The organism is Maribacter sp. MAR_2009_72, assembly GCF_007827235.1.
GTDB lineage: Bacteria > Bacteroidota > Bacteroidia > Flavobacteriales > Flavobacteriaceae > Maribacter > Maribacter sedimenticola.
Window position 1 is genome coordinate 3,345,890 of sequence record NZ_VISB01000001.1, and the last position, 23,263, is coordinate 3,369,152.

Consider the following 23,263-nt stretch of genomic DNA (forward strand, 5'->3'; position numbering starts at 1 on the left):
TCAATTGTATGGCTAATCTATAGGCTCATTTCTGTTAAATAGTACGTTTATCCATTTAATGCCATCGTCAAAAATGTCCTATGTAAGTTTAGGGTTTGGATAATTATCCGATTGGTCCTCTATAGTGTTGTCCAAGCAGGTAAAGTCCTTTTCCAGTAAAAGATATAGGGATTGATTTTTTGTAGTTTCTACTGTATGGTCAAAAGTTATAATATCATTGCTATACCATTCTTTTCCTATGGAACTTGGCATCTTTAGCACAATACAGTTATTGTTAAAACTGGTATGTAGATTATGTATCTTATTATCTAGCACCACACCGTACTTAAACTCTGTTTCCCCAAAATTGGTACTATCGTATATTTCACCATGTTCGGATAATGTCCTGACTTCAGATTGGGTCAACCTAAACCTAACGGAATTGCCTTTAATACGAATCTTCATAGCTGCTATTTGAGTTCACAACAAAAATAGGCCATCTGACAACAAATACTAAGGGGCATACATCAATTTGTTTCTAATTCTTATGGTATCCGGTAAGTTTACTATGTAATTAAAAACGAAATAAATTTTTTTCATTTTCATATAGTGTTCTCGTAAAAGAGTCCGATCCTTTAAGGTTGGACTCTTTTTAGTTACCACCTGTTTCAAAAAAAATCCCCGGGACTAATCTATATTAGCTCCGGGGATTTTTAATTTAATAGGTAACCTTAGTTCCAGATAGGGGCAGGGTATTTGCCCAAATCGGATTTTTCCTTTAAACTGTTCATTGCTTTTTCTTTGTCACTGGCATAGGTTACGCCAAACCAATCTCCACCAGAAGGAATACATTTTACCTCAATTTCATTGGCTTGAAGCATTTCTTGAATCATTAACGGTATGTACAGCTCACTGTTGGCTATACGGTCCTCATCTTTTAAGAACAATCTAAATTCTGACTCAATCTTATCAAAAATAGTAGGCCTGCAAACCCAAAAGTTCATACTTGCCTGTTCATCACCGGTAAATTCCAATTGGGTGTCCTCATCTATTACTTTATCCTCTTTTTGCACCAATTTCAATCGTTCCTGTACCGATTTCAAATTATCGCCGTCAACTTCACATACACCTCTTGAAACGGACCCATGTTCTGATAAGGTGTCCTTAAGGGTGTAACCTAAAAGTGCATAGGCATCTGTATTGGAACTCATGAATTCCGCAGCTTTCCTATAGGCTGCCTGACCATAAAAATCATCGGCATTGATGACTACAAAAGGTCCATTGATGACATTTCTTGCCGTCCATACTGCATGGGCAGTTCCCCATGGTTTTTTACGTTCTCCCGTAAAGGTAACCCCGTCCGGTAAATCTGTAAGTTCCTGTGCCAGTACGTTAAGTTGTATTTTTTTTGGCAACCTTGCAGAAAGGTGCTCTTCCAAGAAGGATACATTTTCTTTTTTGGTGATGACCACAATTTGATCAAAGTTATTTTGAATGGCATCAAATATGGCGAACTCCATTAAAAATTCACCATTTGGGCCTAAATCATCAAATTGTTTAAGTTTTCCATATCTACTACCGCTACCGGCAGCCATTAAAAGTAATGTCATGATTTTCTGTGTTTATAGGTCAAAAATAGGAAATGCCTTTAAATTGAACGGATGAATTTAGATGTATCACCGTTAAATTTGATGATTCGTTAATGTGGGTCCGCAAGTTTTCCTAATTTAAGTGCTCCAAAATAGAATTTTATAATGGCATCAAGAAGAACGTTTATCAAGAATACATCTATGGTCAGTATAGGGTTAATGGCCGTACCCGGATTTGCACGACAAAGGTTTAGTGCTGCAGATAAATTAAATGTAGGTTTAATAGGAGTCGGACTTCGGGGAACCAATCATTTAGAAAATTTATTATTACGCAAAGATGTTAATGTTACAGCTATTTGTGATGTTGATGATGCTAGAATTTCTATAGCCAAAAAACTTATTTCAGAAGCTGGCGGTAAAACACCAAAGGTATTTGGGGCCAACGATAATGATTATAAAAATCTTTTGGCACTTGATGACGTAGATGCCGTAATCATTGCCACACCTTGGTTGTGGCATACGCGTATGACCGTAGATGCCATGGAAGCCGGTAAATATGCCGGGGTTGAGGTGTCCGCTTCCAATACGTTGGAGGAATGTTGGGATTTGGTCAATACCCATGAACGTACGGGCACGCATATGATGATCTTGGAAAATGTTAACTATAGAAGGGATATTCTTGCTGTTCTACAAATGGTAAAGCAAAATGTTTTTGGGGAATTGGTCCATTTTAGATGTGGATACCAACATGATCTACGCCATGTAAAATTCAATGACGGTAAAACGGCCTATGGTAAAGGTGTGGAATTTGGAGATAAAGGTATTTCAGAATCTAAATGGCGTACCGCACATTCCGTTAAGAGAAATGCAGATGTATACCCAACCCATGGTCTTGGTCCAATTGCAGTTATGGCAGATATAAACAGGGGTAACAGGTTTGTATCCATGACGTCACATGCAACCAAAGGCATAGGGTTGCATAATTATATTGTTGAGCATGGTGGGGAACAACACCCCAACGCAAAAATTAAATTTAAACAAGGAGACGTAATTACATCTACTATTAACACCGCCAATGGCGAAACCATCATCATTACGCATGATTGTAACCTGCCAAGACCATATTCCTTGGGGTTTAGGGTACAGGGTGCAAACGGATTGTGGGAGGTAGACGGTAGCAGAATGTATATTAATGGAAAATCCGAACCCCATTCATGGGACGATGCCAAGCCATGGCTTGAAAAATATGACCATCCATTATGGAAGAAATACGGGGAATATGCCCTAGATGCCGGCCATGGGGGTATGGATTTCTTTGTAATCAATGCTTTTATTGAATCCGCCAAACAACAAATAGCACCTCCTTTAGACGCGTATGATGCCGCGGCCTGGAGTGCGGTTACCCCATTATCTGAAGTTTCCATAGCCAATAATGGCGAACCACAGGATTTTCCCGATTTTACAAGGGGACTATGGATGAACAGGGAACCGTATGAATGGATGAAAGAAACTTATTAAAGGCTTTTAGCTTGCGGCAGCCTCATTGATTCTTTCTTCCTTAGATATTGTATGTTCTTCTTTAGCTATGGTCAGCGTTGTGCGTTTTTTTTTAAGTCTAGGTGTTAGTTTACGTTCCCGCTCCATCATAAAACTCTTAGATTTAAATATGTCCGGTGCATACGTGATAGCCAAAATGGCGGAACCTAAACCGAGCAATATCATAGGGTTGATGAAGAATTCATTAAAGGAGAATATTCCAATGATCAATAACGTAGAAAAAGGTAGTGAGCACGCAAGGATGTTCAAACCAAAATTGACATCAAAGGTAGGTTCCGTTTGCTTGTCCTTTTCCTCTAAGGATTGTATGGCGTTCATGTGGGCAAAAGGCCAAAAACTACATGAACTTTGAGGGAAGACCACCAATAGCAATATCATGGCCGGTGTTAGTGACGGGATGGCGTAGGCAAACAAACCGCTTAAAAAGAAGGCCAGTCCTGCCCTGCGCAATAACATGGAGAGTATAAGTTTAAATTCACCGGAATTGATCCTCACCGCCATACCAATAAACAATAGGACCAATGGGGTCATCAAGTCCTTAATGCTTAGTACGGTGTTCTGTAGAAATCCGGGCAACGCCGTTAAATTTAGTCCAAACCCCAATAATATAAGTCCAATGACCATAACCATGTTTATAGGTTCATTGATCAATGAAATCATTAGTCCCTTTAATTTACTCTTGGAGGATTCCTGTTTATTGTTTATTGCCCTTTTTCTATACCAATGCATAGCGAGCATATATAACAGGATAAGTACAAATATTTTATTTCCTACATCTGCAAGTGCCGCTAAAGCCAATGTATCATCCCCTAAATAGGCCACTATAAAAGGAAAACAGGATAAACCAGGTGCCGTTGACGGCAAAAGCATCATTAAGGTTCTTTTTTTGCTATGTTCCTTCTTGTGTAAGGAAACGGTCAGAAAATACTTAGAGGCCAGTAACATCAATAGGTTAAATGTTAGGGCCATTAAAGGAAAGACCAACAAGGTACCCTTTAATTCTATTTTTAAAAGTGCTACAAAGATAGTGGCCGGTAATGCCACACTAAGGATAAGTACTTTTATTCCTTTTAAATCTTGCTTAGCCACTTTCTTTTGCAAGAATACACCCAGGGAAATTATTAAAAGGAGCTCAAGTGTTTTTTGTAATGCAAAATTCATGATGATATAACGTTATATTGTATGGTGGTTTGGTTGGCTATGGTTTAGAATAGTCCGTAGGAGTTGGATTAAAGATTGTTGTATCAAGGCAATATCCGTTCACCCAACTCCTGGACTAATTCAAACTTAAACTAGCACCTTTTCAAGGGCAGCGGTGAACAACTTCATTTCATCCATAGTACCCATGCTTACCCTGCACCAGTTTTTACCATAGATTTCAAAAGCTCTTACGCCAACACCTTCTGCAGTCATTTTTTCCAAGAACGGCTTTCCGTCCATTTCAATGGGAAAAATGATAAAGCTTGTAGAGGAGGGAACATATTCAAACCCAAGACGGTCAAGATTTTCATATACATATGCTCTGCATTCCTTGTTTAATTTTCGTGATTTGTCCTTAAAGGCAACATCATCCATACTTGCCATAGCGGCGTAGACAGATGGTAAGGATATTCCCATTCCACCACGTGTTATCTTTTGGATGATTCCTAATGTTTCGGGTTGGGCAACCACGTAGCCAACCCTTAGTCCTGCCATTCCCTGAATTTTGGAAAAGGTGCGCGCTATAATTACGTTTTTGCCTTCATTTATAAGTGATACCATACTTTTTTTGGCACTATCGTCCAAAAAGCCCAAATAGGCCTCATCTACGAAAATGGGTGTTTTCTCCGATACTCTTGAGCAAAAGTCAACCAGTTCCGCATGGTCTGTCATACTGCCGGTAGGGTTGTTGGGGTTACATATGTAAACCAATTTGGTTTCATCATCTACCGCCGCCTCCATGGCCGCTAAGTCATGGGACCAATCCTTTTTTAATGGAATGGGTTTCCATGTGGCGCCTGTGGCCTGAGCAACCTTTATGAGCGACATATATGCCGGGTCTGCGGAAACAATATTGCCGCCATTCTGAAAGAAAACCATGGCAGTCTTTTCCAAAAGGTCAGATGATCCAGGGCCCATCATAATATTTTCTTGCTTAACGCCTTCTTCCGCAGCGATCTTATCCATTAATTGGTATAGTTCCTTCCATGCATACCTGTTACCTTTTGGGGCATATTCCTGCATGGCTTTGACAGCCATTGGGGAAGGTCCGTAAGGATTTTCATTTGCATTTAATTTTGCCGCCAATTCAACGGGTTGTGTAGGGGCATAAGGCAAATACTCCTTAAAGAACGGGGTGTACGGTAGGTTACCTTTTGCATCCAAAGCAATAGGTTCAGCGGGGAAGGCCCCATAGGTCAAATAGGGTGCAGCCATTGCTCCGGCCGCAGTTAGAATGCCTTTTTTAAGCCATTCTCGTCTGTCTACGTTTGTTTTCATTGTGTGCTATATTTAAGTTTAATATTCTTTAATTAGATTCTACGGGGTCAGCATTAATGCCTAAGTTTCCGCTTGCGACAACAGTATCGTCAGTTGTACTTAAATAAATATTGATATGACTGTCCATTGCTGTTATGTTATCGTAAAATGTGGTATCCGTAATCACATAGAATTTACTGGTATCCAGCTCTCCCGTATTACCGGACACATTGTCCAAGGCAAGCATTGTAGCAGCGCCAGATCCGGCCGCACCATTCATGATCAGTGCAGGGTGTAATAATCCGGGAACGGTATTGTAAAGGGATACTTGCACCAGGGTTTGGTCCAATGTATTTTTCCAAAATACGATTCTACCGTAAACATTGGAGCCTGCAGGGTCTGCTGCATCAATGGTATAGGCCGTGTAGGTCGTTAGTTTACCTCCGCCTTCTGCAGTGGTTAGGATAGGGTCTAATCTTTCTTGTTCGCAAGAGCATAGGCTCACTGCCCATACCAGGATTAATATATGTCTTATATATGTTTTCATAATTGTCTTCTTCTTAAACGGGTTAGCCATGTATTATAAAGTGAACGTTAATCTACCAAAGTAATAGGCGCCAGATGAGCCTTGTTGATAGTTGGAATACAAGTTGAAAGTTCTTAGTTCATATCTTATGATTTCAGGATATTCATTAAAGATGTTATTACCACCAACGGTTAAACTGAATTTATCCGAAATCTTATACGTCACCCCTAGGTCTACAGTAAATTCTGGAGTAAAAAATTGGTCTGCATACCCTGTAGTGCCATCTAATAGGGTTCTGGTTCTACTATCCCTGGTCTGTACGGATCCGTAACGGGTTCCCCTTACCATGGTGGAAAATTTACCAATGGAATAATTTAAGGTCCCAATTAATTTACTACTGGGTGTGCCGGTTTCAAATTGTCCAATAAGCCCTCTGTTTACATAGTTATCCGCCAATTCCTCATCGGTCAAATTCGTATTCAAATCAGGAAGGTTGATCTTTTCAAATTTATTCTCCCTAAATGTTCCGGAAAGTATAACCCCTAATTGGCCATCCCCGATCCTGGTATTGTAATTAACTACGGCTTCAACACCTTTTGTGCTAATATCACCTCCATTAATTCTAAAACTTGCCAAGCCGCTACCAATAATGGGTTCCAAAACCGGTGTGGTACCGGAATTAAATTCCCCCGTCTCAAATATCCTGTCGAAAATATCTATTTTGTAGGCGTCCAGCGTAAAACCAAGTTTGCCAATTTTGGTCGTAAACCCTAAGCTAAAGTTTCTTGAACGTTCTTGCTGTAATTGTCCAATACCCAAGGCATTTGCGGCAGAACTGCTGTTTTGATATAATGTTCCGTCAAAAGGTACCAGGTTTACGAAAAACGTATAACTGTGCGAATAGTTTAATTCCTGTAACGATGGCGCCCTAAAACCACTACTATATGATCCCCTTATCGCAAAATTTTCTCCAATGGAATATCTACCAGCAATTTTGCTAGTGACTACATTTCCAAAATCAGAATAATTTTCTAACCGCAATGCTCCAGAAATAAGGAAATCATCCGTTACATCCAATTCAAGATCGGCATATGCCGCCATTACGGACCTAAAGCTATTACTTTCGTTTTCTGGCGCAAAACCTCTAAAACACTGACAGTTTAACGCATAATTCTTTACCAGTTCTTGGCTTACGCCTGCATAGGGAAGAACAACCGGTGCTCCCGTTCCATCTACGATCGGCGCTCCGTTTAAATCCTCCAACGGAAAACCATCTGGACCGATCAATGCCTGATTGTCCTCTGTTGCGGTTATAACGCCTGCACTGCCGGCTGTCCAGCTTTCTTCCTGCCCGGCCTCAATGGAATAATTTTCAACTCGCAATTCACCCCCAAAGGCAACGTTCAAGCCAGAAAGAATATCCTCATAGTAATTGGTAAAATCCAAGTTAAGGGAGTTTTGAAGGAAACTATGTGTTCCCAAATTCATTTCTGTTGGGGAACTTTCGCCAATACTGGCGTTCCAAGTATTGAACATGCCATATTTGGCGGAGTTTGTTCCAAAGGTGTTGCTTAGGTCAAATTCATAATCTCCCAACTCACCTGTAATACCGGTAGCCAATGACAAATTATATTGATCGGTATAGATTTGAGGTCTAAATCCGTTTGGAAAAAGTGCAAAACTGGTCCTGTCCGCTTGTGCGGCCCTTCTGTAAAAACAACTGTAGGCATCTGAATATTGATAACCGAAATCACCAAAAGCATAAAAATCAGTACTATCCGTCAATGGGGTTTCCAAATTAAATCCAAAACCCATCAACGTTTTTGCAGGTAACCCGGAGTAAGTGGATACATCTACCTGTTCTATGCCCCTGGCGGCCATTAAGCCTTCTACGGTCGTCAAGGAACTTATTAAACCTGCATCACCACTTCCTTGTGCAGCGATCAATTCTGGGTTGGTGATGATAGGATTTCCGTTTACATCGGTTGTACCATTGGTCAGGTAAAGATCACTGTACAAGGGTGCCCTGTCAATTTCCAATACCGTAGGCCTAATTGTTCTTTCGGACTGACTTAATAATACCGAAGCGTTGAAGTATCCGCCATTTTCAAATCCAACGCCATAGTTGCCATCAAATTGAAAATTGTAACCGTCCCAATCTCCAGACGATCTGTTCAATGCTTTTTCGGCATCGGTCAGGTCAGAATTCCCAAAGTCCGGAGTGGCATTAGGGTAAGCGCCACCTGTAAGGGTGCCCGTAAATTCCCCCGTCCCTTTTTTGAGTACCACGTTGACCACACCTGCAATGGCATCAGAACCATATTGTGCAGATGCACCATCGCGCAATATCTCTATTCTATCTATTCCTATAGAAGGTATAAATTTCATGTCCACGGCATTAGAAGGTGTTCCCGTTTGCGATGCAGCAAGAATTGCGGAGGTGTGTCTTCTTTTACCATTTACCAACACCAACATTTGGTTTGGGGCCAACCCTCTTAAACTTGGAGGGCTAACAAATGAGGATAGGTCGCCTCCCCCACTGGTATATGCTGTAAAGGAAGGTGCCGAGGCAGCTAGCATTTGTGACAGATCCTGTTGCGGCATATTTATGGCATCTTTTTTAATATTTATTACGTCTACTGGAACGGGTGTATTCAGTTTGGTCCTGGCGGCACCCCTGGTACCCAGTATTATTGTTTCCGTTAGTTGCTCCGCAGCTTCTTTTAGTGTTACGTTCATTGTTGTTTTTCCATTAACGGGCACTTCAAGTTTTGCATAGCCTATAAAGGAATATAGCAAGGTTGCATTTGCTGCAGCCGTAATGGTGTATTGCCCATCAAAATCAGTAATGACACCGGTGGTTGTGCCTTTTACCATTACGTTTACCCCGGGTAAGGGTCCTTGCGCATCTGATACTTTACCAGATATTGATAATTCCTGCCCATGGGCTACATGCATTACATGTAGCATAAAAAAGGAAAGTATTAGAATTTTCTTCATAATCGAACGAGTTTAGTGGTTTCTCAATAGTTGCCATAAACACCAATCGGTCATCATAAGTATATGAATGCCTTGGGGGAATATGGTATTCGTAAAATGAAAAGTTCCGGATACTTTTTCTTTGCAATATGCCCTGGTTTAAGTGACAGATTGACTTAGACAATATTATAGATTGTTGAAGAATAATAAAAATGGACTGCTTCTATAAGGTGTTGTTTATTAGTTGTTTACTTAATGTTAGGTTGATTAAAATTCAGTTTTTTAATGATTATCTGTTTATTTTTTAGCATTTAATCATTTTAACCTGTCGTTTTAGAAGAATATGGATAAATGCTTAAAAGACTGCTTTTTATGAGATCGATAATTTGATTAATTCATTATTAATAAAACGCTATTAATCAACCTTTTTATTATCATATTATCACATAAATTTCCATTACTATAAATTAAATTTGTTAAAAAAGGATAAAAGCTTACAATAGTTTAATTGTTTTTTAAATGAAATAGATGAGAAATAAGTTAGATCAGGTAGATTTTAATATTTTAAATATACTGGCGGATAATGCACAGACAGCTTATACCGATGTTGCCAAACAATTAACTATTTCTCCAGGAACCGTACACATGCGCATGAGGAAAATGCGTGATATGGGACTTATTACCGGTGCCACCCTTACTTTGGACTATGCCAAAATGGGATGGAAAATGACTATTTTTTTAGGAATCTTTTTAAGTGAGATAAGTCTATTTAAAAGTGTTATGAAAAAGTTGAACGATATTGAAGAGGTCGTTAAAATTCATCATGTAACCGGCAAATATGATATTTTTATTAAAATGCACGCGCGAGACAGTAACCACTATAAGCAAGTATACCAAGATGAAATTTTAAGTGTAGCCGGTATACGTGGTATAGAATCCTTTATTTCCATCGAGGAAAAGGTGGAACGCCATATACAGTTCATTGAGCTACCTTCTTAAATTAGCTTCATATTTTCCGGATCCCAGTTTACCGGTTGTCTTTTATAATAACTTTCGTTTGCCAATAATGCGGCACCTGCGGCCCTAAGCCCAAATTTTGGGTCTTGTATTGTTTTGCCGCCCGTTCTTATACTGGTAAAAAAATTATTAAAATGGTCGTAGTGCGCCCCTTTGTAATCTTTAGGGGCTTGCCATGTTGTTTTTCCGGTAGTTAATTGTGACTTTCGGTCGTTTTCCTGTGCAGCGTATTCTTTTTGTATGTTTTTTTGCATTTCTTCCGTAAAGGATATCATGGAATACCCACCGGGAACCATATTTAGTTTAGATCTATTTACGGTAACGGAATTCTGTCTTATTTCCATTTCACCTTCGGTCCCTATTAATTTGAATCCGCCACCGCCGCCACTACCAGCAATAAAATTTATACGAAATGCTGCATTAAAGGGAGAATGGGTGTTGGTTTTGGGGTAATCATATAAAGTAATCGATACATCTGGTACGTTTCTGCCATCTTTCCAATATCTGAGTCCGCCCGTGGCCAAGGCCCTACTGGGTCCATTTGAGCTAATGACGTAATTAAGGGTAGAAAATGCATGAACGAACAAATCTCCAGCAACTCCCGTACCGTATTCTTTGTAATTTCTCCACCTAAAAAAACGAGTAGGTTCAAATGGTACTTTGGGGGCTTTGCCTAAAAAAGTATCAAAGTCTATAGTGTTTGGGTCTGCATCGGTAGGAATGGGGTATTGCCATGCGCCTTCCGCAGAATACCTATCATTGTACATGTCCAACATTACGATATCCCCAATGGCACCATCTTCATAAAGTTCCTTTGCTTTTTCATTTCCTAGTGATGACATTCCCTGACTACCGATCTGGCATATTTTACCAGATAGCTTTTGTGCCTTTATTATTTCCTGGCCTTCATTAAAATTTTGAACCATTGGTTTTTCACAATATACATGTTTGCCTGCTTTCAGGGCAGCTACGGCAATGGTTTGGTGCCAATGGTCCGGTGTTGCTATAAGTACGGCATCAATATCTTTTAATTCCAAAAGCTCCCTGTAATCCCTAGTAACAAAAAGGTGGTCGCCCCAAAGTTCCTTTGCTCGCTCCAATCTGCCGGTATATAGGTCACATACGGCAACAAGTTTAACCCCATCAACTTTTAGTGCAGATTGGGTATCGTATATTCCTTGTATTCCAGACCCGATCAGCGCAATGTTTATATGGTCGTTTGCACTATATACCGTATTGCCATAGCTTCTTTTCAGTGCAATTATTTCATTATTGGATGCAGTTAAAATATACGGGGAAGTGCCCAATACAGCAGAAGTTATAGTGGCACGTTTTATAAAGGATCTTCTAGAATTTTTTTTAGTCATACTTGAAATTGATATTCATTAAGCCATTGATTAAAAATAGGGTTTTTATGGATAGGAACAGTAGCTAGCGGCTATAGCCTTACCGGTAAAGCACTGTTTTTACATATAGCACTGTTTTTAACTTTTGAACTATTTAGTTTAATTATTTGTGATTTAAATAAGACATTCTTAGTGTAGAACAACGTAATTTTGCAGTCGCTTAAAATAGAACAATGTTTAAGGATTTAATCATAGCGGCACTCTGGAGCATTTCACCATTAGGGGAGGCCAAGGTAGGTATACCTTACGGTCTGCTTAATGGAGTGAACATATATTTAGTATTGGTCGTATGTTTTTTGGCCAACGTAATGGTGTTTCCGATCATGATGTATTTTCTAAATACCATTAATAAATCATTACTGAGATGGCATTTTTATAAAAAGAACGCACTTTTTGTAGCTAGAAGGGCCAAAACCGGTTCTGGTGACCAAATTAAAAAATATGGTTTTTATGGTTTAATATTTTTTGTAATGTTGCCTATACCCGGCACCGGTGTCTATGCCGGTAGTATTGCGAGCTACTTGTTTAAAATAGAACGGAAAAAGGCCTTTTTGGCCAATACCATTGGTATTTTTCTATCCTCTGTAATTGTTTGGGTTACTACCTTGTTGACCATGAAAGGAATGGCGTAATATTTTTTTTAAGGATTTAACCATCTAATTTGTGGATAACTAAAGACGGTTTTCATTTCATTTGGCAATTTCCCCTTTTATTTTTGCGCCTTTTTAAATGCTATGGATATCCTGAAAATTGGTGATAAACTTTATAATGTAGAGCAAAATGGTTTTGACGATTTTGCCAGATATTCCTTTTCAGAAGTAGTTAGTCTAACCGAGACTCTGGCCGTTTTAAAAAATGGTGTTCGCCTGATCAATAGACCCAAACAGTCCTATATTATGGAAGATGTGGGCTACTCCGTGTCGCGTAAAAAAGGTACGCACTGGCATATTGTTTCCTTAAAGGCCATTAGAAATGCACAAATTGAAAATGAGAAAATTAAAATTTTTGATTGGTTTGCTGCCAAACAGTTTACGTTAGAGGAAAAACGAAAAATCTATGAGATGTTCCATGCTGAAAAAAGTAAGTAGGGTTTACCTTTTATAAGATGAAGAGGTAAGAATTTAAGTGGGGGTACAATTATTGAAAAACCTTTATTATCTTTACAGCGTTGTGTTGTGCCTCAGACAACAATTGAGGCAATTGTGTTTATCGGTTTTGACCGGTAATACCCAATGAAAGGCTTTCCATAATGGGAGGCTTTTTTTGTTTAGGCCAGTTTATGAATAGCATAATGAATCAATGATGCGGCCAATTTAGCGGTTTGATCATCTATATCATATTTAGGGTTAAGCTCTACCACATCCAGGGCCATTAATTTTTCCGACTCTATAATTAATTTTAAACTTTTAAGGACAATGTCAGGTGAAAACCCCATGGGAGATGCTGCACTTACCCCAGGGGCATAAGCAGACGAAAAACCATCCAGATCAATGGTAGTATACAAGTAGTCCACATCTTCTATAAACTGTATCAGACGGAGTTCCACATGTTCTGCATGTGTCATACAAAAGTATTTGCGCTGAAGGTAAAAGGCCTGGTTTGCTTCAGCAAAATCATAAAGATCTTTTGTATTGACATCTTTTCTTACCCCTAGGGCCAGATATTTAAATGGTGTACCCTGTACCCTATGCTCCATGGCCAGTTGGTAAAATGGAGTGCCTGAATTGTTACCATCCGTATTGGGTCTTAAATCAAAATGTGCATCAAAATTGATAATGCCAATGGTCTTGTTTTTTGGAAGATGCTGCAACAAGCCATGATAGTGGCCATAGGCAAGATCATGACTACCCCCTAATATGATCGGAATGGTATTGTTGTCCAAGAACATCTTTACGGTATTGGATAACTGTTTTTGTAAGTTCTCCAATTCCTGACCATTACATTCTAGGTTGCCAAAATCCAACAATTTGGTTTCTTGAGTTAGATGATTGGGCATTTTACCCAATTGTTTTCTAATAGAATCCGGACCAAATTTGGCACCAACCCTACCTTGGTTTCTGCGTACGCCTTCATCACTACTATAGCCTAATAACGCAAAGGTCTTATGAGAGTTGAATGGAAATTTGGATGTAATGTTGGAGAGTTCCACTTTTTCATTCAAGTATAATTGATGGGCAGACGACCTGCCTATCCAGTTTTCTTTTTTTGGAAGTTTATAGTTTGACATATTTTCCTGAATAATTTAAATCAGTTTTACGAACTATAAAATCTCGACTGTGCCAAAGTTTTTGGCACAGGGGGGAACGAGAAGATTTTAATCATATACTACTATAACGTAAATGTAGTAAAAATCTTACATTTTTAAGATTGTTTATGATTTATGTATTTGTAATTATTTGTTTTTTAGAGCATTAAAAAACCTAAAATTTAAAATAAATTTTCTAAAAGTTCCTTATGTACCAAGTTAGGCAAAGTTATTTTAAGCGTAGGGGTTCGTGCCATTTCTCGTTGTATGGCAAAAATAGCCTCATCGTTTCTGGCCCAACTGCGCCTTGATATTCCATTGTTGACATCAAAGAACAACATATTGTTTAGTTTACGTTCCGCATCGGCCGAGCCGTCTAGCACCAATCCAAAACCACCGTTCATAACTTCTCCCCAGCCAACGCCACCTCCATTGTGAATAGAGACCCATGTAGCACCTCTAAAACTATCTCCTATTACGTTGTGGATAGACATGTCCGCGGTAAACCTACTACCATCATAAATGTTACTGGTTTCCCTATACGGCGAATCAGTACCGCTTACATCATGATGATCCCTTCCTAAAATTACGGGTGCGGACAACTCCCCATTTGCAATGGCAGTATTAAATGCCAATGCAATTTTAGCCCTTCCTTCGGCATCAGCATAAAGTATACGTGCTTGGGAACCAACTACTAGTTGATTTTGTTCCGCTTCCTGTATCCATTTAATATTGTCCTGTAGTTGTTGTTGGATTTCCTTTGGAGCCGTTTCCTTAATTTCTTGCATAACACTTAAAGCAATGGCATCGGTCTTTTGAAGATCGTGCAAATTTCCAGAGGCACAGACCCACCGGAACGGACCAAAACCATAATCAAAGCACATAGGGCCTAGAATATCCTGAACATATGACGGATATTTGAAATCAATCTTGTTTTCTGCCATTACATTGGCACCTGCGCGTGATGCTTCCAATAGAAATGCATTGCCATAATCAAAGAAATATGTGCCCTTTGCTGCATGAAGGTTTATAGCGTCCGCATGTCTGCGCAAGGATTGCCGTACTTTTTCCTTGAAAACTTGGGGGTTTGTGCCCATCATGTCGTTTGCTTCCGCAAATGTTAGTCCAACGGGGTAATACCCGCCTGCCCAAGGATTGTGTAGCGATGTTTGATCAGATCCTAGATGAACGTACATGTTTTCCGAGTAAAAGCGTTCCCATACCTCTACTACATTCCCAATATATGCCAAGGATACCACTTCCTTTTGCTGGACCGCCTTATGAGTGCGGTTTACAAGAATGTCCAAATCATCAATTAGCTCATCTACCCAACCTTGCTCGTATCTTTTAGTGGCTGCTGCCGGATTCACTTCTGCGCAAATGGTAATGCATCCGGCTATGTTGCCCGCTTTTGGTTGTGCACCGCTCATACCCCCTAATCCAGCGGTAAGAAATATTTTTCCTTTTGGAGATTCATCGGCCTTTAATACTTTTCTAAATGCATTCATGACCGTAATTGCCGTGCCATGGACAATTCCCTGCGGACCAATATACATAAAGGAACCTGCTGTCATTTGTCCGTATTGTGTTACGCCCAATGCATTGAACTTTTCCCAATCATCTGGTTGGGAATAATTGGGAACCATCATACCATTTGTAACTACTACCCTTGGTGCATCCTTGGATGAAGGAAATAGGCCCATTGGGTGACCGGAATACATGTGCAAGGTTTGTTCATTGGTCATTTCTGACAGGTATTGCATGGTCAGTAGGTATTGCGCCCAATTTTGAAAAACGGCTCCATTGCCCCCGTAGGTAATCAGTTCTTGGGGATGTTGTGCCACGGCGGGGTCCAGATTATTCTGTATCATCAACATTATGGCCGCTGCTTGTGCTGTTTTAGCGGGATACTCTTCTATAGAACGCGCATACATCTTATAGTCAGGTTGAAAACGGTACATATAAATACGGCCATATGTTTTAAGTTCTTTGGCAAATTCCGGCGCCAAAGTAGGATGCCATTTGGACGGAAAATAACGGAGTGCATTTCTGATCGCCAATCGTTTTTCTTCAACCGTTAAAATATCCTTTCGTTTGGGCGGATGGCTGAGATGCAATGAACGCTCCTTTTTTGCAGGGAGATCATTAGGTATGCCCATTTGAATGTGTTCTCTAAAATCCATTCCTTATATTTTTTCCACGTATGTAATAAAACGTGCAGTATTAAATGATAAAATTGCTACTATGTACTAGTTTATAATAGCTGTAGGCTAATTATGTTTGTCATAAACCAGCGAACCGTTTTTCCAAACCATGCAGGGTTTCAAATTGCCTTGGTTATATAAAATGTCTTGATAATTGCTTGTATGGAATACAGCTAAATCTGCCAAACCACCTTCTTTTAATATGCCTCTATCGGTAAGGTTTAAAGCTGCTGCGGCTCTAAAAGTAATACCGGCAAGAACTTCTGTATTGGTCAGTTTTTCAAAAGTTCCTAAAATACTGGCCTGGGTAAGTAAATCGCCCATGGGAGCAGAACCAGGATTATGGTCGCTTGCAATGGCCAAAGCACCACCGGCATCAAGAATTTTTCGTGCAGGGGCAAAAGCGCATCCTAAACCTATTGAAGCTCCTGGTAATGCGGTAGCTATAGTAGTACTGTTGGCAAGAAGGTGTACTTCTTTATCTGTACTTGCTTCTAAGTGGTCTGCACTTATTGCATGGAAATCTATGGCGACCTTGCTTCCGCTTGGGGTAAACTGGTCCGCATGTACGGTAATATGAAAACCCATCTGCTTTGCAATTTCAAAATAGGGTTGTACCTGTACTGGGCTAAAAGCACTTTGCTCTATAAAGGCATCAATACGATTGGCGAGTTGTTCTTTTAGAAGTACTGGAAAAAGTTTCTTGCTCATCTCATTAAGATATTCTACTTCCGTACCCTTAAAATTTTTGGGTAACATATGTGCTGCTAAGCATGTAGGTACCAAATCTGCCAATGCTTCAATATTAGCGATTTTAATAGCTCTCAACATTTTTAATTCCTCATTGACCGTTAGACCATAACCACTTTTAACTTCAATGGTAGTCGTACCGTTTTTTAAATGACGGTTGGCCAATTTTATGGTACTCTTTACCAATTGTTCTTGGGTGGATTTTCTTGTTTGGGTCACAGTGTCCCAAATACCCCCGCCAGATTTTGCAATCTCTAGATATGAACTGCCTGCATTGCGCATAGCATAGTCATTGGCGCGCGAACCCCCAAAACAAATGTGGGTATGGCAATCTATAAAACCTGGTACACATACATGGTTACCTTTTAAATGGTGAATATGGGCATGGGTATATATTGCCTTAAGCGATTCAAAAGTTCCGATTGCTATAATACGTTCGTTTTTTAATACAATGCCACCATCAGCAATGATGGACAATTGACTATCGTTCAATGCACCTTTCAACGGTAGTCCCGTCATTGGTATAATTTGTTTAAAGGGACCTATCAGTGTTATTTTTTCCATAGCATCAATATACTTCGAATTCATTTGAATATTTGGTCGTTAATGAAATGCCATGTTCTTTTTGAACACGTTCCACTACTTTTAAGATGGTTTTGTTACGGATCATTTCAATGCCTTTTTCAATGTCATTGGCAAAAACACGGTCCTTACAGGCAAATGGGACTTGATCACGTACAGCATTGTGCACTTCGTCCAGAAATATTCCAGATTTTAAAGGTTTTCTAAATTCAAAGGCTTGTGCCGCGATGAGTAATTCAATGGCTAGAATTTTCTCTACATTACCAAGTACCTGTAATGCCTTTCTACCACCAATGGAACCCATGCTCACATGATCTTCTTGGCCCAATGATGTAGGTATGCTGTCCGCACTGGATGGAAAGCACAATCCTTTATTCTCACTTGCTAATGCTGCTGTGGTATACTGCAAAATCATGTAACCGGAATTTATACCCGTATCTTTCATTAGTAATTTAGGTACTCCAGGGCTGTTACCTTCCAAAGCTAAATAAATGCGCCTATCTGAAATATTGCCAATTTCAGATGCAGCTAGGCAGGCATAGTCCAAGGCCATTGCCAAGGGCTGGCCGTGAAAATTACCTCCGCTTATGGTCAGTTCCTTATTTATAATGACCGGGTTGTCCGTAACGGAATTCAATTCAACTTCTACCAGTTCCTTTAAGTGCAGCCATGTGTTACGTGATGCACCATGAACTTGGGGAATACACCTAATGGAGTAGGGGTCCTGTACTTTTTCACAATCAATATGATCTTCCATGATTTCAGAACCTTTCAATAATTTTTTTACCCTTTTGGCAACGTGGATATTTCCTTTAAACGGACGAAGGGCATGAAGCTCATTGTAAAAAGGTTTAACCGAACCTTGGAGGCCTTCTATCATCATGGCTCCAATTATATCGGCCTGCGCGAGCAAGGCATGAAATTTTGCCACAACCTTAACGGCGTGCGCCGCTATAAATTGGGTACCGTTAATCAACGCCAATCCTTCTTTTGGACCTAGGGCAATAGGTTTTAACCCGGTTTTTTTGAACAGGATTTCAGAGGTAATGATTTCATTGTTATAGGAAACTTTACCTAGCCCAATTAAAGGTAGAAACAAATGGGACAAAGGCGCTAAATCTCCCGATGCCCCAACAGAACCTTGGGACGGTACAACCGGTATGGCATTGTTTTCTATATGCCAAATAATTCGCTCCAAGGTGTTCAATGCTATACCGGAATATCCTTTGGCCAACGACTGTGCTTTTAAGATGAGCATAAGTTTTGCGATGTCTTTCTCAATAGGCTTGCCTACCCCAACACTATGGCTTTGAAGAATGTTGGATTGTAATACACTGGTTTCAGATTTGGATATTTTAGTGGTACACAATGGTCCAAAACCGGTATTGATGCCATAGACTGGATGTCCTTTGTCTACAATTTGCTGAACGATGTTCCAGCTTTTGCTGATTTTTTTGACAGCTTCATCCGTAATGCTCATTGAGGTGTTTCCTTTGGCAATGGATAAAGCCTTTCCTACGGTCAACCAATCTTCTCCCAATTTAAATATCTGTTCGCTCATAGTTTTGACGTCTCAAGATTTAATTTAAAATTAATACCTATTTTTAATAATCGGTAATATCAATTTTATCATCAATTCATTACTATGGGTAATCAAATAGAGCTACGTCATCTCACATATTTTCTGGCGGTGGCACAAGAGTTACATTTTAGAAAAGCGGCGGAAAAATTGTTTATCTCCCAGCCGGGATTAAGTAGGCAGATCAAGCAAATGGAGGAAATATTAGAGACCCAACTCTTTGAGCGTAATAAGAAAAAAGTTTCCTTGACCCCTGCCGGGCATTACTTAAAGAAGGAGGTTACCTATATATTTAATCACTTGGAAAAAGTTGAACGTCAATTAAAATTAGTTGGCGATGGCAATAGTGGCGAGCTGCGAATAGGTTTTTTAGGTTCTGCCATGCAAGAGGTCATACCCAAACTATTACTAAAGATCAAAGAGGTCTATCCAAATGTAAAATCATCATTGGAAGAGCTGACCAATACGGCACAAGTAGATGCCGTGCTCAATGATCGGCTTGATATGGGTTTTGTGCGCCTATCTCGTGTACCGAATACCTTGAGGATGGAAACGGTGTTCAAGGATACTTTTTCTTTGGTATTGCCTGAGCGTTATCCAATGATTACAAGGGAATTTGAAGGTATGCACCAATTTAGCAATGATGAGTTTATACTTTTTAGTCAAGCGTATAGCCCTTTATATTATGACACCATCATGAGTATTTGTCAAGATGCAGGTTTTATACCTAAAGTTTCGCATAAATCCGTTCATGCGCATACCATTTTTAAGTTGGTAGAAAATCGTATGGGTATTGCCATTGTGCCTACTGCGCTACAAAACGGTTTTCAAATGCGGGTAAAGTTCATTGAGTTAAAGAATATACCCCAACGTGCAGAGTTGTCCGTTATCTGGAAAAAGGAACATACAAATCCTGTTTTAAAAAATTGTATGGAATTATTGTTTATGCTATAGCATCTTTGGTTATAGGCAAACTAAAATAAAACGTAGACCCCACATTAGGTATACTTTCTACCCATATCTTGCCATGATTACCCTCTACCAATTCCTTACAGATAGTTAGCCCTAAACCGGTGCCTTTTTCATTATCTGTTCCATAGGTGCTATAATTTTCGTTGCTTTTAAAAATTTTGTTCAGTACTTCTTCGGTCATACCAACACCATCATCACTAACAGCTATTATCTTAAACTTTAATTCAGTCTTAGCATTGACTGTTATAGTACCATTATTGGGTGTAAATTTTAAAGCATTACTTATTAAATTTCTTAGTATAATATCTACGTGGTCCTTGTCTGCCCAAACTACAGTATTCGCTGTTATATTATTTGTCATGGTAATTGACTTATTTGTAGAAATGGTTTGTTTTAAGGTAAAATTATTTTCAACAACGTCTTGCAATGCAACTTCTATTGGTTTTGTAGTTGTGCCGTTCATCTGGGTCGTTGCCCACGAAAGCAAGTTATTCATGGTGAAATTTAAATGGCCTACATTTTGTGAAATTACAGGTATAAACGATAGAAATTCCGCAGATTTTAAATGACCGGAAATTAATAGGTTCAGTAGGCTTTGTAAGGAACCCATCGGTCCTTTAAGGTCATGACCGATGATAGAAAACAATTTGTCTTTTGTAGTATTCAATACAATTAATTCCTTTTTACTTTTTTCTTGTTCTAAGGTTTTAACGTTTAGCTCGTCAATTAAAAGTTTTCTGGTTTTAGAAATTCCTCTTATATAAAAGAGGGCAGTTGAAAGAATAATAAGCGAGATTAAAGCTATGGCAATTAAAATATTCTGTGTGGCCAGTTTTTGATTTATTTTTAATCGACTTAATTCCTGTTCGTATTTAAGATTGTTTTCGGCTAAAGTAATCTTTAGCTTGTTGTCGTTATTAACAATATTTAAAGAGTCGTTTACACGATTATATTGTGAGAGGTAATGGTATGCCTCTTTATAATTTTGTTGCTTTAAAGAAATTTCGTGAAGCAATTCAATAGCATGGTTTACCCCAATAATATATTTGCTTGCTCTACCAAATTGTAAAGCGTTAAGGGCTTTAGTTTTAGCGCTCTCTATGTTATTGTTTGCTAAGTCAATTTTTGCAAAGCCTAAATTTGTCTCAATACGTTGTTTAGGGTCTTTAGAATCTCTTAGAATTTGTTTCGATTGTTCAAACTGTTTTTGGGCCTCTTCAATATCATTATCTATAATGGCAATATTACCCAGGGTTATATGCGAGTCTGACTGCCAGCTAGTCATTTTTTTCATACTGGAAATAGCAATGGATTTTTTAGAGAATTCTTTGCTAATTTCATATTCGCCAAGGGTATAATGCAAGCTTCCAATATTATTAAGTACTTGAGCGTTCATAACAGAATCTGGTTTCTTTTCTAGCATATCTAGGCATACATTGTAGTATTCCAAAGCTTTATCATATTCACCTATTCTTGATAATATTGTACCTGCATTATTAGAAAAGAAAATTACTTTATCTTGGTTATTGATTTTTTTTGCGTATTTCAGACCAATTTGATTGTATTCAAAAACTTTATGCAATTGACGTTTGAAAAAATGAGCAAGTCCTAGAACATTAATGCAATTTAGATATACAATTTGGACATTTATTTTGTCCGCATAAATTAATGCCTCGCTTGCCATAATGATTCCTTTATCATAATCACCTTTGTTTACGGTAGCACGTGCTAGGATCTCATTGGCCATAGCTATCCCTTTCTTATAGTCAATGTCTATACTTATAGCTTTAATTGTATGGCCTAAAGTTAGTGCGCTGTCTGCATTTCGTCTAGAAAGGGATTGAGTTAAGTTATATAAACTGTCTATCGAAGATTTTGATATAATTTTATTAGAAGCATTATTCTGTATTAGACTTGCGGTATTATTTTTTATTAATGTCTCTTGAGAATTTAAAGTATTTAAATTAAAACAAATAATTATAAGAAATAATGAAAATGCTTTTGATTTTAAGTGCAAATTTGACATTCTTTACTAATGAAGTTGTGTTAAAGTAAAATTGTTATATGACTTTGTTGTAAATATTATATTTGAAATGCGCTATTATTATTTTAAAATGTAGGAAAATACTTATATTTAAAACGGCGTTTGTTATTATTTATTATCCATATATTTTCTATTGAGCATTAAACTAATGGTTTAATTTAAGAATTGTTTTACTAGATCTTTTTTTAGGAACTTTGTAAACTAATTTAACCCACAACAAAAGGGTATTTATAATTTAAAAGAATATGATTTTCCACATAATAAAAAAAAGACGTTCTATTTTTCCAGTACAATATAATGATACACCAATTGCAAAGGCAGATATTGAAAAGGTGCTGGAGTCCGCCAATTGGGCCCCTAACCATAAGTGTACGGAACCATGGCGATTTAAGGTCATTCAGGGAGAGGCAAAAGCACGTTTGGGGACATTTATGTCAAAGAAATACCAAGAATTGGACCCCAAGCCAAAAGCAATGAAAATAAAAAAGTTGCAGGAAAATCCACAACGTGCCAGTGCCATAATCGCCATTTGTATGCAAAGGGACCTAAAAGAGTCCTTGCCAGAATGGGAGGAGGTTGCTGCAGTAGCCATGGCCGTACAGAATATGTGGTTACTATGTACAGAAATGGGTATAGGCTCTTATTGGTCTTCACCGGGACTCATAAAATACATGGATGAGTTTTTTACCTTGAACGAAGGCGAAAAATGTTTAGGCTTTTTCTATATGGGCAATTTTGATGGAGAATTACCAGAAGGAAAACGTAATTCCATTACCTTAAAAACCAAATGGATCGATCATTGATATTAATTGAAATACGGAAACAAGGCCTCTTTATGCTCCCAAGCTAGTGATATAAATAGGCCCAAGTAGACTATGGCGACCAGAAACTTTATAAAGGTACCGGTCAAAAAACCTAAAAATGAACCAAAGGCCGCTTTCGTAGCGGTTTTTTTATCCGCCTTGTTCAGTAATTCGCCTACTAGTGCCCCAATAAATGGCCATATGATAATACCAAAGGGTCCCAGTATTGGAAATATGAGGGCTACCACCAGGCCTATAGTGGTGCCGATTACCCCCGCTTTAGTACCTCCAAATTTTTTGGTGCCCATGGCAGGGATGATATAATCCAGCGCAAAAACAAGTAATGCAATGGCCAAGGTTATACCTAAAAATGTCCAGTTCATGGAAATTGCTTTGGTCATATAAAGCAGTAACAAACCAATCCAACTAATTGGTGGACCCGGTAAAACGGGTAAAAAACTGCCAAGGATACCTATAAGCATAAAGATAAACCCCAGAACTAATAAAACTATATCCATTTAAATTCTATTCATTGTTATCCATAAGACTAAGATAAGTCTCAATTGTTACATGG

At 38.7% G+C, this 23,263-nt stretch carries 19 protein-coding genes; 6 read left to right on the forward strand and 13 right to left on the reverse strand.

All coding sequences use genetic code 11. The features are described from left to right. Nucleotides 1–78: 78 nt before the first annotated feature. Complete coding sequence (locus tag JM81_RS14025) at nt 79–444, reverse strand: DUF7009 family protein (protein ID WP_144804363.1); 366 nt, start codon at nt 442–444, stop codon at nt 79–81. A 266-nt stretch (nt 445–710) separates the two neighbouring features. Continuing rightward, a complete protein-coding gene (locus JM81_RS14030) occupies nt 711–1,589 on the reverse strand; it encodes an NDP-sugar synthase (protein ID WP_261375065.1) in 879 nt (292 codons plus the stop codon). 144 nt (nt 1,590–1,733) lie between these two features. Here JM81_RS14030 and JM81_RS14035 point away from each other — a divergent pair, with 144 nt between their 5' ends. Further along, nucleotides 1,734–3,086 (forward strand): Gfo/Idh/MocA family protein, encoded by a 1,353-nt coding sequence (locus tag JM81_RS14035; protein ID WP_144804365.1) that lies wholly within the window; start codon nt 1,734–1,736, stop codon nt 3,084–3,086. A 6-nt stretch (nt 3,087–3,092) separates the two neighbouring features. On the opposite strand, the gene JM81_RS14040 is transcribed toward JM81_RS14035, so the two are convergent. The 4 genes from JM81_RS14040 to JM81_RS14055 form a co-directional block, all read right to left on the reverse strand. Then, complete coding sequence (locus JM81_RS14040) at nt 3,093–4,286, reverse strand: AEC family transporter (protein ID WP_144804367.1); 1,194 nt, start codon at nt 4,284–4,286, stop codon at nt 3,093–3,095. A gap of 126 nt (nt 4,287–4,412) precedes the next feature. Continuing rightward, nucleotides 4,413–5,603 carry a pyridoxal phosphate-dependent aminotransferase gene (locus JM81_RS14045; protein WP_144804369.1) on the reverse strand — a complete coding sequence of 397 codons (1,191 nt, stop codon included), beginning with the start codon at nt 5,601–5,603 and terminating at the stop codon, nt 4,413–4,415. A gap of 28 nt (nt 5,604–5,631) precedes the next feature. Further along, nucleotides 5,632–6,129: a hypothetical protein gene (locus JM81_RS14050; RefSeq protein ID WP_143815161.1), complete on the reverse strand. Its 498-nt coding sequence runs from the start codon at nt 6,127–6,129 to the stop codon at nt 5,632–5,634. Nucleotides 6,130–6,162: 33 nt separating this feature from the next. Continuing rightward, on the reverse strand, nt 6,163–9,108 hold the full coding sequence (locus JM81_RS14055; RefSeq protein WP_144804371.1) for a TonB-dependent receptor: 2,946 nt from the start codon (nt 9,106–9,108) through the stop codon (nt 6,163–6,165). A 507-nt stretch (nt 9,109–9,615) separates the two neighbouring features. Here JM81_RS14055 and JM81_RS14060 point away from each other — a divergent pair. After that, a complete protein-coding gene (locus tag JM81_RS14060) occupies nt 9,616–10,086 on the forward strand; it encodes an Lrp/AsnC family transcriptional regulator (RefSeq protein ID WP_089259127.1) in 471 nt (156 codons plus the stop codon). Here JM81_RS14060 and JM81_RS14065 read toward each other — a convergent pair. Next, a complete protein-coding gene (locus tag JM81_RS14065) occupies nt 10,083–11,471 on the reverse strand; it encodes a Gfo/Idh/MocA family protein (RefSeq protein WP_144804373.1) in 1,389 nt (462 codons plus the stop codon). The two genes, JM81_RS14060 and JM81_RS14065, sit on opposite strands and share 4 nt — an antisense overlap. A 212-nt stretch (nt 11,472–11,683) precedes the next feature. Here JM81_RS14065 and JM81_RS14070 point away from each other — a divergent pair, with 212 nt between their 5' ends. Both JM81_RS14070 and JM81_RS14075 read left to right on the forward strand, forming a co-directional pair. Further along, a complete protein-coding gene (locus tag JM81_RS14070; RefSeq protein WP_089259133.1) occupies nt 11,684–12,142 on the forward strand; it encodes a COG2426 family protein in 459 nt (152 codons plus the stop codon). A 102-nt stretch (nt 12,143–12,244) separates the two neighbouring features. Then, nucleotides 12,245–12,598: a pyruvate kinase gene (locus tag JM81_RS14075; RefSeq protein ID WP_089259135.1), complete on the forward strand. Its 354-nt coding sequence runs from the start codon at nt 12,245–12,247 to the stop codon at nt 12,596–12,598. 179 nt (nt 12,599–12,777) lie between these two features. Here the strand turns inward: JM81_RS14075 and hutG are convergent, their stop codons facing one another. From hutG to hutH, 4 genes are all read right to left on the reverse strand, one after another. Further along, nucleotides 12,778–13,737, reverse strand: a complete 960-nt coding sequence (gene hutG, locus JM81_RS14080; protein ID WP_144804375.1) for a formimidoylglutamase — start codon at nt 13,735–13,737, stop codon at nt 12,778–12,780. A gap of 200 nt (nt 13,738–13,937) precedes the next feature. Further along, the gene (locus tag JM81_RS14085) at nt 13,938–15,938 is read right to left on the reverse strand and encodes a urocanate hydratase (protein WP_144804377.1); all 2,001 of its coding nucleotides are present in this window, start codon (nt 15,936–15,938) and stop codon (nt 13,938–13,940) included. 87 nt (nt 15,939–16,025) lie between these two features. After that, nucleotides 16,026–17,297: an imidazolonepropionase gene (hutI, locus tag JM81_RS14090; RefSeq protein ID WP_261375067.1), complete on the reverse strand. Its 1,272-nt coding sequence runs from the start codon at nt 17,295–17,297 to the stop codon at nt 16,026–16,028. After that, the gene (gene hutH / locus JM81_RS14095) at nt 17,278–18,852 is read right to left on the reverse strand and encodes a histidine ammonia-lyase (RefSeq protein WP_144804379.1); all 1,575 of its coding nucleotides are present in this window, start codon (nt 18,850–18,852) and stop codon (nt 17,278–17,280) included. The genes hutI and hutH overlap by 20 nt, the downstream gene beginning before the upstream one ends. An 84-nt stretch (nt 18,853–18,936) precedes the next feature. Here hutH and JM81_RS14100 point away from each other — a divergent pair, with 84 nt between their 5' ends. Beyond that, nucleotides 18,937–19,824: a LysR family transcriptional regulator gene (locus JM81_RS14100; protein ID WP_144804381.1), complete on the forward strand. Its 888-nt coding sequence runs from the start codon at nt 18,937–18,939 to the stop codon at nt 19,822–19,824. Here JM81_RS14100 and JM81_RS14105 read toward each other — a convergent pair. Further along, on the reverse strand, nt 19,814–21,859 hold the full coding sequence (locus JM81_RS14105) for a tetratricopeptide repeat-containing sensor histidine kinase (RefSeq protein ID WP_186435580.1): 2,046 nt from the start codon (nt 21,857–21,859) through the stop codon (nt 19,814–19,816). The genes JM81_RS14100 and JM81_RS14105 overlap by 11 nt on opposite strands. Nucleotides 21,860–22,131: 272 nt before the next feature. Here JM81_RS14105 and JM81_RS14110 point away from each other — a divergent pair, with 272 nt between their 5' ends. Next, nucleotides 22,132–22,689 carry a nitroreductase gene (locus JM81_RS14110; protein ID WP_144804385.1) on the forward strand — a complete coding sequence of 186 codons (558 nt, stop codon included), beginning with the start codon at nt 22,132–22,134 and terminating at the stop codon, nt 22,687–22,689. Nucleotides 22,690–22,691: 2 nt separating this feature from the next. Here JM81_RS14110 and JM81_RS14115 read toward each other — a convergent pair whose 3' ends face one another. Next, a complete protein-coding gene (locus JM81_RS14115; RefSeq protein ID WP_144804387.1) occupies nt 22,692–23,207 on the reverse strand; it encodes a DUF456 domain-containing protein in 516 nt (171 codons plus the stop codon). Nucleotides 23,208–23,263: the final 56 nt, after the last annotated feature.